Below are 12443 nucleotides of genomic sequence, written 5' to 3'. Positions count from 1 at the left end.
ACATGCCGATCTCCAACTTCATCGATCAATTTGTTCACACACCTCTAATATTGTTTCAGTCTCTTCAATCAGCAAGATGATATCTTCCCATGAGCCTTCTGTATTGAGTTCTTGTGCATGCGCCAGATTGTTTCTCAAACCTTCCAATCTTTTAAAATAATCTTTCCCCTTGGTTTTGGAGGGGAACTTCAATTGCTGCCTTAATTCACCCTCGTTCAAGATGATATCTCTTTTATCGCAAATCTGTAAGCAATCACTTAAGCCAATTGCCTCGTTTTTCACGCTTCGTATCGTATATAACCGCTCAGCCTCTTGAATTCGATCCATACCCAAATGCCGCTTCCAATCATTTTGCGGCAGATAATGATTGATCACTCTCAAAAGGTGCATCTCCAGCAACGTGATGATTCCGAACAACAGCATCCTGATTGGCGGTTTTTGAAGGTCTGCTTTCGTCACAAGCCTCGTCACTCTGTTTTCTTCCAACACAAAGATCCGCTCGATTTCTTTGAATAAAAAGAGGATTTTGATCAAAGGAGTCGAGTCAGAAACGATTTCTCTTGGTGAAAAAGGCGTCATATAATTCCGGCATAAACCCTCTTTCAATTCTTCTCGCTTCACATAACCAATAACGCTTCCGTCCTCTTCGACCCCAAGCACATCATAATCCTTTTCTGCCATCTGTGCCTTGATCATTTGTGCATCATCATGGGGATAACAGATATCAAAAACTTCAGATATATGATTCACATGGATATCTTTTTCGTACAGTAAACGAAGCTCATGATACGGACTCAGTTTCTTCAAGCAGGTTCCCTCCTTTGATGCAAGATCTGATTAACGCGAGAGTCTCTCATCTAGCATGACGAACACACTTCTCAATTGATCTTTCGGTACGTATTCATACTGATCACCGATGCTCACTTCATAATAACATGAAGTTTCACTCGTCTCTCTTAAGTTGCTGGTCAACCCGATCCCCGTCGTTTCATAGAGATCGACCAGGATAGGTTCAAGCTTTTCTTTCGACACTTGAAAATGAACATGGAACATATTTGAGACAGGTTCATAAGGCTTTGTCTCAACAGCATGGCACTGATTGAACAAACTGGCAAGTTCCTTCGCTTCTTCATGATACTGCCCCATTTTTCCGATCCGTTTCTCAAAATAATGATCCGCACTGATTATGTATGGATAAAGGCTGATCAAATCACCGCCATGTCTCCTCTTCCACACTTTCGATTTTTCTGTAAAAGCTTCATTCCCTGTAAGGATCGCTCCCGCAAGCCCGCCGATTCCTTTGTAAAACGAAACATAGACACTATCAAAAAGTGCACAAACTTCCGCCGCCGTCTTCTGATAGTATGGAAGAATCTCAAACAGCCTGGCTCCATCCAGATGCAACAGGATGCCTTTCTCACGGCAATGTGTAGAAATGGCTTCAAGAGTTTCATAGTCCGGCAGCTGGCCGCCAATTTCACGCTGCGGCAATTCGAGCAACAAACACGAAATCTCTTCCTCCATGTTCACCACATCATCCAGGTCGATGATCCTGTTTTCATCCGCTAATAAAATCGGTTCGATATGATGCAGCTCTTTCAATCCGTCTTCTTCATGGATTTCCAGGTGACATAACGGATGATAGGCGACTTTCTTCAGCCCTTTTTCATCACACCAGATCCTAAGAGCGATCTGCTGGGCCATCGTACCGCTCGGGAAAAACACCGCACGCTCTTTTCCAAGGTACTCGGCCATCTTTTCTTCGAAGTCTTCAATGACCTTCCCCTTGCCATACATATCGCTATCCGTATCGCTGTCCAGATCACCCAAAGCCTCTTTAAGCACCTGTATGTTGCGGCTTCCATGACCGGCAAGCTGATAGTCAGTTTGCTTGAACGCTCGGGTTAAAACACTTGTTTCATTCATCAAATCAGGCTCCTTTTACTCCTCCTGTATCTCAAGAGTTATTTGTTTTTTTCATCACATGGAACCGGCGGGTGATTTCAAATCCCGTTTTCAGATATAGGTGGCCGGCTGAGGTTTTTTCACCTGTCCATAGAAACCAAGCACTGTGGAGCCCTTCTGAACGCATCGAAACAAGGCAGTCATGCAGAAGGATCTTCCCCAAGCCTTTTCCTTGTTGCGCTGGATCTACACCAAAAGGACCGAATCGATCAGGAACCCCTTCATAACCTCCGTACATGCAAAAGCCAACCACTTGTTCTTCGTGTCGTGCAACAAGAATCCGTTTCAGCGGCAGCCCTTGTAAAATTCCTTCGCGTATCGCCCTGCCCCAATCCGGGTTGAACTTCTCATTAGCAAACTGGATCACTTCATAGAGATCCTTATCCTCAGCCTTTGAAAAGAAATAATCCTCCTTAGCACGCGCTGCTTTCAATGCCGCTACATCATCAGGCATACGGTAACCTACCAAATTCCGGTCCATCGCAACCGCCGTATATTGTTTTTCAAATCCTTGCTTTTGTAAAAAGGAATAACCTTCAGGATACGTCTCTTCATCAATCCCAGGCAGAATATAATTCGGTGCGTAGGATGCGAAAAAGACATGACCCCTTCCCTCTTCAGACAAAAAAACCACTGCTTCCTCCATCATCTTTTCCCCGACTCCAGCTTTCCGATAGTCAGCGTGCACGAAAAAGAACGGAATCCACCCATGATCAGGCTCTAGATCTGTCCCGTGCATCGGAAGCAGCCTCCTGACCGCATAGACACAACCAACTAAACGATCATCATCAAACCCAACCCGCAGTCCTTGAGGATCAAAATTCGCATCCAGCAGAACCAAGTTCCGAAATCGTTCAGGTGCAATCGGGTCGAGTGGAAGGCTTTCATTCCATAACTCTATGATTTTCACTTCATCTCCAGGATGATAATGTCGATACGAAATCATTTCCTCGTCTCCTTTATTATATAAATGCACTTACAATTCGAAGCCTGGGATGTTTTGCCCTTTGCGGACATTCAAACCTGTTGGATATTTAAGCGTCTGAGCATATTTTGTACGATTGACACATCCTCTCATCGTACCTAACGCTTTATAGTAATCGTAATAGCGGAAAGAGGTAGAATTCATGATGAACCAATACTGGGAGAGCGCCTCAAGATAGGCATCGAACTCCTCGGAAACATCGACAAAAATGTCAGGCACGTACCCCTCCATGTCCTCCCAGTTCTCACTATGAAAAATCCGATAGAACTGGGCGTCCGAACCATCCAATTCGAAACCAGGTAAAGCCGCTTTCAACTGGGCTGCCTGGACGATTTTCGGACATAGCGCGTGATCGGGGTGAATGCTGTTTTCCCAATGGGTGATCACGACATCCGGCTTTAAGTGACGCATTAATATCGCTACCCTAGTTACGATTTCGTCGTCGAATGTCAACTCTGCATCCTTGTATTCGAGTGTCATCGTTTTAACCCCCAGGATTGCTGCAGCTTTTTCCGACTCCAGGATTTTCTGTTCACGATATGCCTCTACTGAAATACCAGGTGGATTTCCCTTCTCCCCAGCCGTCATATGGACGAACATCACCTCATGACCGGCCTTCGCATATTTATGGGCAATCGCCCCGGCCTGGAATTCCACATCCCCACAATGAGCCCCCAATGCAACCAAATGCATACCATCACCCTCATTCAAATTTATTCCATAAGTGTATTATACAAAACATTCTGAAAATATCAGAACCACTCGTCCTTAGAAAAATAAAATCCCATCATGATCTGTTCTTCAACCTTTTGAAATCACGCCGTAGACTTGCCTTTTTCAACTTTTTCTTTTTAAACAAGTAGTGAAGGTCTGCCTTATTATCATACGAGAGCTGGATATGAAAGTAGTTGATATATTCCGCATACATTTATATCTTCTTTATAAATCGGTTGAACTTTCTTATTCGATGAATTAAAGCCGATGCTTCCTTAGCGTAGGAAAAATCGGCTTTTTTAGTGTCGAAATTTGCTTAGCTCAGATCTTCTTTATACAATTGAACGACTTTATCAGACATTGTAATTTGCATAATCTGTCAACTTTTATATAAAATGAGCAGCAGTTTATTTGTGATTCAATTCACAATATGTTGCCTGTTTATAGTATATCAAATTCTCGGTATATAAAAATTGTATAGTTTGTAAAACTTTTTCTTTATTTTATCGCACACTTAACTGCAAAGCGATAAGCGCCAGACACTTGTCGCTTTGAAATTAAATTATTTATTCATAAAGCTTTGATTTCTTCTTCTGGCATGGATGAATCGCATTTCACTGTTAATGTGTCACCATTAGTAAAGATGAAACCAGGAACCCGTTGGAATGTCGTATTCATTACGGAAGGCCGTAATACCTTCCATATCAGATTCTTCCACACTATTGTGGTACCCTAATTTGACTGACTTTGCAATAGTTCAGGGAATAAATAATGTATGATATGCATCGTTAAACGTCGAGACTCTCCTTTATATGGATAGATATGCATATACATCGATGGATTAAAGTTGGCTTCAATAATTCCGTAAGCATTTTTATTAGCTGCAGGAACTTCTGTATTTTCAATAATTAAATCAATACCACAAATTTTAACTCCAAGTGCGGATACCGCATCCACTGCTATTTTTTTATAATCATCAGGAATTTGATCTGTCACATCAATCGAGTCTCCACCTGTACTAATATTAGAGTTTTCACGCAAATAGACGATTTCATCCTTCTCTGGAATCGAATCCATTCGGTATCCTTGAGCTTTAAGCATAAGGTTCTCCAATTCACCTAATTGTATACTTTCTAAAGGTGTCCTATGATCTCTTCCTCTTAACGGGTCACGATTCTTTTGCATGACTAACTCTTCAATTGTATGTTTACCGTCACCTTCAACATTCGCAGGAACTCTTAATAAAACAGCATAAACTTGATTATTTAACACAAAAAATCGATATTCTGTTCCTGTAATAAATTCTTCGATTAATATAGAAGAGTCTTCTTTAAATGCTAATGTGATGGCTTTTTGATAATCTTCGTAATTTGCGCCTTCTTTGAAGATCGATATTCCTAATCCATAGTTTGTTGTTTTCGGCTTCACAACAAAAGGTTTGGTGGAAAAGAGATCATAGGAACGTAAAGCCTGTTCGATTGTCTGAAATTCCTCACCTTTCGGCACACGGAATCCATGTTGCTGAAGAATTTTCTTTGTTACGGTTTTATTTTCCATAATTAAAGTGGATACATAGCTATCTTTACTTGTCATATTCCCATTTTTCACATATTCAACATGATCTTTTAATTGAAGCTTCAAAAATTGAGCCTGTCGATCCAAAACTTCTACCTTGATTCCTTGCTGTATGCATTCAAACATTAAAATCTGAGTGGACAACTCCATGTCTGTAAATCCTGTTAATTGATAGGGCTTATCCCATGATTTTTTATAATTTTTTTTAGCAATACACGTAGCTACTTGACCTTGACTGCTTTTCTCACTTTCTTTATAAAGTCTTCCAGCTAAAGTCTTACTTGGGTCCATTAGCATTTCTCTCAGATGAACAAATAACGTATCTGAAATAGTCAAATTTAAAATTGCTGCTAAATGTTCCATCTCCTCAATCATATTTTTAGCTTCTATTTCAAATTTTGTATGCTCTAATGGGTGCTCAAGAGCTACTATATCATTGTAAAAGTCGCCCATTTTTACCCACTCATCACAATTTTCCCCTTCATCTTTCCAGAGTAAATAAATTAAGAAAAGATGGAGAAATTCTGCTTGTTCATAGCCAATTCCATACGGTTCAAAAGGATTTAAATCTATATTTCGCAATTCAATATACCTAATACCGTGATCTGCTAGATCTGAAACATGATGTCCGCCTCTTAAACGGACAGGTGAATAAAATTCTTTTTCTTCTGATAGAAGCCCTCTTTTAACCATAGAAGAAAGGTCTGAAAGATAGTTCTGTATGCTACTATATGACACTTGAGCATCATCAGAATTAGTATAACCATATTTACTGCTTCGAATGCTTCTTACTGCCTCATTCAAAGAATCTTCTTCAAAAAAATTCTTTTCACTACTAGGAGAAGCTCCATAAAAATAAGTGAATAACCATCGATAGTGTAAATAGTTTCTTGTGGCTTTTAGATAAATCTCTGTTTTAAAATGCCGATAATCTTTAATTTCCGATTGTGCGTTAAATAACACTTGAATTAACTCATCGCCAAATTCAAAGTTAAAATGAACACCACAAATCATTTGTTTACGACGGCCATAAGAATGCGATAAAGTTTGGCGATATAAAACATTTTCCACACTTTTCAATTTTGCAATCACAATATTTTCTTCTTTTTCTGGTAACTGTGGCGGCATACTTAATGGCCAAAGCATTTCATTAATACCCATAGAACGATAAGCGACATCATGGATCGCTGCTAAGTAATTAAACAGTTCCTCTAATGTCTCGGTAACAGGTGTGATTATTTCCATCTGTAATTCTGAAAAATCCCGCTGAATATACGGATGATCATCTCGAAACGAAATACTTTTAGGATGATCCGTTTCAGCTAAATTTCCGGATAAGTCAACTCGTTTACTTTCTTTTTCAATCCCATAACGGGCTTTTAATAAGTATGGTTTAACACGGTCATTGACTACCATTTTTTTTAAATCCATTTTAATGATAACCCCCAATTAGCTCACCCCTTCTTCAAACCATTTTTTATTTTCAGATAATAAACTTTAAAATACAACAACATGCAATTATCGAAAGATATCCACATTCAATTACAATGTGGATATTTTTCGTAAAAAAGAATTTATCTTAAGTACTCCATATGAAAAGCGAAATGTTCCTCTAAGAAAGTAGAAATAAAGAAATAGCTGTGATCATACCCTTGAACCTTATTGTAGTTAACTACTCCCTTATTTTCCTGAGCATTCTTTAAGAAACAAGTTTCATCTAATTGTTTTGGATAAAACTCATCTTGTGTTCCTTGCGTAATGAGAATAGGTGGCATGTCGGCTTCTTTGGCCAATTCTGAAGCATCCCATTCTTTCCAAGATGCTTTATCTTCACCTAAATAAGAGGAAAAAGTCTTTATTCCCCATGGGACACTACTAGGACTTAAAATAGGAGAAAAGGCAGAAATCGCTTTGAATCTTGCTTTATTTTTCATGCCAATCACTAAAGCGCCATGACCTCCCATTGAGTGGCCCATTATGCTTTCTTCTCCTGAAAAATGAGGGACCAAAGTTGATGCAATAGCTGTTAATTCATCTACTATATACGTATACATGATATAATGCTTTGCCCATGGATCTTGTGTGGCATTTAAATAAAAACCTGCACCTTGTCCAAGGTCCCATGCTTCATCATCAGCAACATGTTCTCCACGTGGTGAAGTATCTGGAATCATGACGGCCACTTGATATTTTTCAGCCAATCTTTGAAATCCACTTTTTTGACTAAAATTATCGTCTGTACAAGTTAAACCAGACAGCCACCAAATAAGAGGGATTTTTTTCATTTCTTTATTTGATGGCAAGTAGATACTAAATGTCATTTCACATTGTAAGACTTCTGAATAATGACTGTACTTACATTGTTCCCCGCCGAAAGAGCGATGTTTTTCAATAAGTTTATAGCTCACTTTCTCACTCTCCATAGGTTAAAATCGCACGGATTGACTCACCCTTATGAAGCAAATCAAATGCCTCATTAATGTCTTTAAAGTCTAGGTGCTGTGTGATAAACGAATCTAAATCGATTTCACCATTCATATAATCTTCAACCATTCCTGGCAGCTGCGATCTTCCTTTTACTCCTCCAAAGGCTGAACCGCGCCATACCCGACCCGTTACTAATTGGAACGGACGAGTATGAATCTCTTTACCTGCTCCTGCTACACCGATAATCGTGCTTTCGCCCCAACCTTTATGACAACATTCAAGGGCAGACTTCATGACTTCAACATTTCCAACACACTCAAAGCTATAATCTACTCCGCCATCTGTCATTTCAATGATGACTTCTTGAATGGGTTTATCAAATTTAGAAGGATTTACAAAATCTGTGGCTCCCATTTTTTTAGCTAATTCAAACTTATCATCATTTAAGTCTACAGCAATAATTCGGCTTGCTTTCGCTTGAACCAATCCTTGAATAACAGCTAATCCAATCGCTCCTAAACCAAATACGGCTGTCACAGCTCCTTCTTCCACTTTTGCTGTGTTGTGTACAGCGCCAATCCCTGTAGTAACACCGCATCCAAATAGACAAACTTTATCAAGTGGAGCTTCTGGGTCAATTTTTGCTAAAGAGATTTCAGGAACGACTGTATATTCACTAAATGTACTTGTTCCCATGTAATGATAAATAGGCTCTCCATTATAAGAGAAACGAGTGGTTCCATCAGGCATTAAGCCTTTACCTTGAGTTTCTCGTACGGCACTACATAAGTTGGTCTTACCAGAACGACAGAATTTACATTCTCCACATTCAGCCGTGTATAGTGGAATAACATGGTCCCCTGGTTTTACTGAAGTAACTTCATCCCCTACAGCAACGACAACACCAGCACCTTCATGACCTAGTACAGCAGGAAATACGCCTTCGGGATCATCACCTGATAAGGTAAAAGCATCTGTATGACAGACGGATGTATACAGTATTTTTACTAATACCTCTTTTGCTTTTGGTTCTTCTACATCGATTTCTACAATTTGAAGTGGTTCTCCTGGTTTAAATGCAACAGCAGCTCTACTTTTCAAATGAATCCCTTCTTTCTTTTGTTTTCTAATTTACATTTCCATAATCACAGATTATAATTAATTAGACAATACTGACATTTTTGTCACTAAAGACAAAATAACAACAGAGAAATGGAAGGTATTATATGGAGATATCCTATAAAGAAAAAACTTTTTTCACTAGCAAAGATTTGGCTTTATCGGTGATAGGTGGACGCTGGAAAATAGCAATTATATGGTGTTTGCTCCAACAGTCTCCATTAAGGTTAAGTGAAATACAAAAATACCTTCCCGATGTCAATCAACGTATGTTAATTAGACAATTAAGGGAATTAGAAGAAGATAAAATCATTACTAGAGTTGTATACCCGGTTGTACCTCCTAAAGTGGAGTATCAACTAAGTGAAATTGGTTTACTTCTAGAACCCGTTGTAACTTCCATTTGTGATTGGGGAGATAATTTTAGAGCATTTTTGGAAGAAAATACTGATAAAATATCAGTTGAATAACAAACGGTTCTGAAAATGAAAGCCACGAAACGCTGGTATGAAGGCGTTTCGTGGCTTTTTGAATGTTCCCAAACGATCATTTGGGAATCCTTTTTCCTGACTATAGTCCGCTTTCTTGTTTCGACTTTCTATTATAATAAAGATATTGATAATGATTCATCCGCCAACGATTTTGCTAACAAGCCAAGGAGCAGAATATAATACCATAAACTGTACGCCATAATTAATTCCCCATCTGTGAAGTACACCTGCAACTAGACCAACCAGTAAGACACCTGCAATATTAATCCATCCAGCATCCATGAATGCTAACATTAAAACCAATCCAAAGAATAACCCTAACATGGCTTCGTGGGGTACCCTTTTGAAAACAAATTCACATATTTGCTGAGAATATTTGATAGTTACATAGAAGGTCAATAACAAAGCTATAACAGCACCAATGAGGGTTGCCCAAACAAAGTCAGATGTAGACAATAAGTGATGCAAATTGTTTTCCAATGTCAATACTGGTGGTGCATTAAACAGGGCATTTGCTGGACCGATTGCCATTGGAGATAAAGGGACTCCTAAAGCGATTAAAGGGATTAGAGTACCTGATATATAGGCAGCATTTGTTAAACCATCCATACTTGAAATTGCTCTGGAAGCTTTTTTGACCGGATCCTTTATTCGACTTGACAAAGTCTCCCCTAGAAATATGGTCATTCCGACTGGACTCATAAAAAAGGTCATACTTCCAAGGAGTGCAGCAAAAGAGCTTGTTCCAACTTCCTTTTTATCAAGGATTTTAAACGGGTTTGGCATACCTTTTTCAATTTTTGTCTTATAAAGTTTGATTTCTTTTATCCCGAAGCGATTAAGTTTCTCCCTTTTCTCCTTATTCAAAAGTTCAAATAATGTTAAAATGACTGGACCAATGGTTATACCAAGGAAAAAAGAAATGAAGACTGTCGTTCCTTCTGGAACAGCTCCTACACCCCAGTATAGGTGACGTAAACCTTGTATCAGAAGTGCAAAAGGAACAATCGTTGCTAATGCTAGCCATCTATTTTTACACATCAAAGCTAAAAAGACCGCTCCAGCAAAAAATATCGGACTGGCATATTGTGTGATGACATCCGACAAGGGAATCAGAGCTTTTGCCAAAATCAGGCTGACAGGTACGGCTACTAATGTACCGATCACCGATCCTGATGCCATTTTACGAATACTTAAATCTGGCACTCCATGCCTTTTTAAAATCATTGCATGTTCGACCATGGGGGCTGCCATTACACCCCCGGGAATTCCTGCTACAGCGACAGGTATGGAATCAGTCAATTTCTTTTCAACAATCGAGGCAATGAAAAACGAAAGGATGACCACTGGATGAAAGCCTGTTAATACAAGGACAAGTGTTACAGGTGCTAATACAGCTGTTTCGTCTGTACCTGGTGCTATCCCGATAATCGTATATATGGTAGCGCCTAATGCAGCTGCAACAATCATTTGTAAAATTAAAGTAACATCCATGACTACTCCTCCCTATCTTCGTAATTGAAGGCTCTTTTAGGTTTGATGATGAAACTGCAGACAATGAAACCTAATAGAGCTCCCAACAAACCGAAAATCAATGGTTTCGGGGGTTCAGCCGGAGCGACTAAGTACCCCCCAAGTGTTGTGACACTACAGATGATAAGAGATAATACAAGGTCTTTGATACTTACTAAATCTTCCCAAACTTCAACATTTTGTTCTTTTGTTTCTATTTTAGGCTGATTCGTATTCGTCTCTAATTCTGGCATCATTTTCACTCCCTTTTCTTTAAATAAAATTGTTCTAGTATCTGTTGTGCCCGATCTAGTTTGACATTGCCTTCTTTCACTAGTTGGCCAGCTATCATGTCAACTTGTGATCCATCTGCTCCAGCCATCATGGCAATATTTTTAGCATGCAATTTCATATGCCCTTTTTGTATTCCATCCGTTGCAAGTGCTTTCAGAGCCGTTAAATTTTGTGCTAACCCTACAGATACAATGATTTCGGCCAGTTGAATTGATTTAGTTACATCCATCAATTTTAAATTTGCTTTAGCTTTAGGATGGATTGAAGTCGCTCCTCCAATGATGCCGACTGCCATTGGCAGTTCCAACGTCCCTACCAAATTACCATTCTTATCCTTCTCCCAAGTAGATAATGAAGTATATTGACCAAAGCGAGCTGCATAAGCATGTGCCCCAGCTTCAACCGCTCTGGTATCATTACCTGTAGCGAGGATGACTGAACTTATTCCATTCATGATTCCCTTATTATGAGTGGCAGCTCTGTAAGGATCCTGTGCCGCAAAATGATAGGCACTGATGATACGGTCAATGACCTCTTCACCAATCAGATCCTCTTTCCTGATTACACACCTTGCTCTTGCCAAGCGTTTATCAGCTAGATTGGATACAATTTTTAACAATCCTTTTCCGCCTGTTATTCGCTCAAGTTCAGGAGAGATGCTTTCCGCCATCGTATTTACAGCATTAGCTCCCATAGCATCCAGAGTATTCACAACCAAGTGGACGACAAGCATGTTGTGATAACCTTTATCAAGAATTCTCACTACCAGATCACATGGACCTCCACCCAGCTTATCGAGAGTAGGATCTTGTTTTCTTGCAAGCTCTAATAAGTCAGCTTTATTTTCCAATATTTTCATTTTGGCTCCATATAAATCAGAGATCCCGATCAATTGTATTTGAGAAAACATCGCTGACTCAGAGGTAGTAGCTTTAAATCCACCTGTATTCCGTGCTAATTTAGCTCCATGGCTTGCAGCAGCTACTACCGATGATTCTTCCACTGCCATAGGAACCAATACATCCTTTCCGTTTACTTTGAAATTCACAGCAACACCGAGCGGTACCTCCATAACACCTACTGTATTTTCAATCAATTGATCAGATAGATCTGCTCCAAGTGAGCCGAAGTTTTCAAATAATAATGTTTCAGCAGAAAGTAACCCCGCTTGATTTTCCATCCATTCTTGCCGTTCTTTCAATTCCATCTGGTAAAACTTACTTATCTCAGAATTCATGTTTGCACCTCCTGCTTTTATATAAAGCAAGAAACGTGCCAACTTTTCAGCCTTGAAACGATGTGATTTTTTCCATTTTTCTGATAAATTGTTTCATATCGATACATAATGGAAGCGTTCTCAT

General features: G+C 39.3%; 11 protein-coding genes. 1 reads left to right on the top strand and 10 read right to left on the bottom strand.

Annotated features, from left to right (window positions below):
• Positions 1–18 precede the first annotated feature (18 nt).
• From KOL94_RS19840 to KOL94_RS19810, 7 genes are all read right to left on the bottom strand, one after another.
• Positions 19–807: a CBS domain-containing protein gene (locus KOL94_RS19840; RefSeq protein ID WP_221568411.1), complete on the bottom strand. Its 789-nt coding sequence runs from the start codon at positions 805–807 to the stop codon at positions 19–21.
• A gap of 30 nt (positions 808–837) precedes the next feature.
• Positions 838–1926 carry a threonine aldolase family protein gene (locus tag KOL94_RS19835; RefSeq protein WP_221568410.1) on the bottom strand — a complete coding sequence of 363 codons (1089 nt, stop codon included), beginning with the start codon at positions 1924–1926 and terminating at the stop codon, positions 838–840.
• 31 nt (positions 1927–1957) lie between these two features.
• The gene (locus KOL94_RS19830) at positions 1958–2911 is read right to left on the bottom strand and encodes a GNAT family N-acetyltransferase (protein ID WP_221568409.1); all 954 of its coding nucleotides are present in this window, start codon (positions 2909–2911) and stop codon (positions 1958–1960) included.
• Between the two features lie 30 nt (positions 2912–2941).
• Positions 2942–3643, bottom strand: a complete 702-nt coding sequence (locus tag KOL94_RS19825) for a PIG-L deacetylase family protein (protein ID WP_221568408.1) — start codon at positions 3641–3643, stop codon at positions 2942–2944.
• Positions 3644–4396: 753 nt separating this feature from the next.
• Positions 4397–6670 (bottom strand): bifunctional glutamate--cysteine ligase GshA/glutathione synthetase GshB, encoded by a 2274-nt coding sequence (gene gshAB / locus KOL94_RS19820; RefSeq protein WP_221568595.1) that lies wholly within the window; start codon positions 6668–6670, stop codon positions 4397–4399.
• A 143-nt stretch (positions 6671–6813) separates the two neighbouring features.
• Positions 6814–7647, bottom strand: coding sequence for an S-formylglutathione hydrolase (gene fghA / locus KOL94_RS19815; protein ID WP_311775198.1), 834 nt, complete (start codon positions 7645–7647; stop codon positions 6814–6816).
• 4 nt (positions 7648–7651) lie between these two features.
• Entirely contained in the window at positions 7652–8767 is a 1116-nt protein-coding gene (locus tag KOL94_RS19810) for an S-(hydroxymethyl)glutathione dehydrogenase/class III alcohol dehydrogenase (protein WP_221568406.1), read from the bottom strand.
• Between the two features lie 125 nt (positions 8768–8892).
• On the opposite strand from KOL94_RS19810, the gene KOL94_RS19805 reads away from it, so the two are divergent.
• Positions 8893–9255: a winged helix-turn-helix transcriptional regulator gene (locus KOL94_RS19805; protein ID WP_221568405.1), complete on the top strand. Its 363-nt coding sequence runs from the start codon at positions 8893–8895 to the stop codon at positions 9253–9255.
• Positions 9256–9411: 156 nt separating this feature from the next.
• Here the strand turns inward: KOL94_RS19805 and KOL94_RS19800 are convergent, their stop codons facing one another.
• The 3 genes from KOL94_RS19800 to KOL94_RS19790 are packed head-to-tail and all read right to left on the bottom strand — an operon-like array spanning position 9412 to position 12319.
• Complete coding sequence (locus KOL94_RS19800; protein ID WP_221568404.1) at positions 9412–10770, bottom strand: tripartite tricarboxylate transporter permease; 1359 nt, start codon at positions 10768–10770, stop codon at positions 9412–9414.
• A gap of 2 nt (positions 10771–10772) precedes the next feature.
• Entirely contained in the window at positions 10773–11042 is a 270-nt protein-coding gene (locus KOL94_RS19795) for a hypothetical protein (RefSeq protein WP_311775197.1), read from the bottom strand.
• Positions 11043–11047: 5 nt separating this feature from the next.
• Positions 11048–12319, bottom strand: a complete 1272-nt coding sequence (locus KOL94_RS19790) for a hydroxymethylglutaryl-CoA reductase, degradative (RefSeq protein WP_221568402.1) — start codon at positions 12317–12319, stop codon at positions 11048–11050.
• Between the last annotated feature and the right edge of the window lie 124 nt (positions 12320–12443).

The sequence above is a fragment of the Alkalihalobacillus sp. TS-13 genome (assembly GCF_019720915.1).
Taxonomy (GTDB): domain Bacteria; phylum Bacillota; class Bacilli; order Bacillales; family Fictibacillaceae; genus Pseudalkalibacillus.
The sequence above is the reverse complement of the archived record's forward strand: the minus strand, read 5'-3'. Positions and strand labels throughout refer to the sequence as shown.

Excerpts from the sequence above, each read along its gene's own strand:
- KOL94_RS19800 (WP_221568404.1), bottom strand. The coding sequence starts at position 10,770 with ATGGATGTTACTTTAATTTTACAAATGATTGTTGCAGCTGCATTAGGC.
- KOL94_RS19790 (WP_221568402.1), bottom strand. The coding sequence starts at position 12,319 with ATGAATTCTGAGATAAGTAAGTTTTACCAGATGGAATTGAAAGAACGG.
- KOL94_RS19805 (WP_221568405.1), top strand. The coding sequence starts at position 8,893 with ATGGAGATATCCTATAAAGAAAAAACTTTTTTCACTAGCAAAGATTTG.
- KOL94_RS19830 (WP_221568409.1), bottom strand. The coding sequence starts at position 2,911 with ATGATTTCGTATCGACATTATCATCCTGGAGATGAAGTGAAAATCATA.
- gshAB (WP_221568595.1), bottom strand. The coding sequence starts at position 6,670 with ATGGATTTAAAAAAAATGGTAGTCAATGACCGTGTTAAACCATACTTA.
- KOL94_RS19825 (WP_221568408.1), bottom strand. The coding sequence starts at position 3,643 with ATGCATTTGGTTGCATTGGGGGCTCATTGTGGGGATGTGGAATTCCAG.
- KOL94_RS19795 (WP_311775197.1), bottom strand. The coding sequence starts at position 11,042 with ATGCCAGAATTAGAGACGAATACGAATCAGCCTAAAATAGAAACAAAA.
- KOL94_RS19835 (WP_221568410.1), bottom strand. The coding sequence starts at position 1,926 with ATGAATGAAACAAGTGTTTTAACCCGAGCGTTCAAGCAAACTGACTAT.